Genomic DNA, 1,052 nt, shown 5'->3' with positions numbered 1-1,052 from the left:
CTGCCATGCCTGGAACCAGCTCGTCAATCAACCATGGCGCATCATGTCAATCGGACTGCGCAATTGGGCTCATGGGTTATAGCAATCAACGGTTGGTATTAGCGGTGATAATCTCGCTGCACGATCCAGAGTAATCCAGCCTTATGAAAGCCATCGAATGTTTGATACAGGGAAGTTTGTATCAGTTGGCGATACAAATTTGTTCGTCTCTGAAGCCGGGAACCCGAAAGGAAGAGTAATTGTATTGCTTCATGGCGGCTTGCGGAGCCGGCTGGATTTCATTCCGCTCGCAAAGTACTTGGCAGAAGATTATAGGCTGATTGCTATTGATACGCGCGGGCATGGTCGATCTGGTATCGGGACGGCCCCCCTGACATATCGACAGCTTCAGGATGATTTTACCGCGGTTCTTAACGCGATGGGGCTGCAAAAATCCGGTATAATCGGACATAGTGACGGTGGCATTGTCGCCCTTCGTCTGGCTGCATCTCATGCCGTACAACCAGAGTTCGTCATAGCGGTCGGCGCGCACTGGGTGTTGCCGGAAAATGATCCGGCCCGGCAGATTTATCAGAAGATCAATCTTGAAAAATGGCGTGGGATGTTCGGGAATCAAATATCGGTCTACAACGCGGAAAATCCCGAACCGGATTTCGAAAAGTTATTCAAGGCGGCGACGCATATGTGGCTCGGCTGCGACGAAGATGCCTATCCCGGCGCGTCTGTAAAAAACATCCGGTGTCCTCTGCTCGTCGTGCATGGTGACGACGATATGCTGGTGTCGCGGCAACAGGCGTTTGAGCTTGCTGAGCAGGTCAAAGGTGCCAGATTGCTTAACCTACCCTTCGCGAAACATACGCTACTTGAAGACATGCCTGAGCGTGTTTTTCCCTTTTTACAGGATTTCATGAATCGCGTTACTGCCTGAAGGCCATGCAGTTTCATGTCCCGTCAGATGGGGTGGTTGCCGTCCTCCCCGCACGGCATCGCAATGTGCCAGAATGGTCGTTGGAAGAAACGACTGCGCGAAAGGACGGCAGATGAAGGATACA

General features: G+C 51.8%; 1 protein-coding gene. It reads left to right on the top strand.

All coding sequences use genetic code 11. From position 1 onward, the window contains the following. Positions 1-157: 157 nt before the first annotated feature. Complete coding sequence (locus tag CFR71_RS15805) at positions 158-928, top strand: alpha/beta fold hydrolase (RefSeq protein ID WP_025440037.1); 771 nt, start codon at positions 158-160, stop codon at positions 926-928. Positions 929-1,052: the final 124 nt, after the last annotated feature.

Origin of the sequence: Novacetimonas pomaceti (assembly GCF_003207955.1) — a bacterium.
Lineage (GTDB): Bacteria > Pseudomonadota > Alphaproteobacteria > Acetobacterales > Acetobacteraceae > Novacetimonas > Novacetimonas pomaceti.
This window is presented reverse-complemented; position numbering and strand designations above follow the sequence as displayed.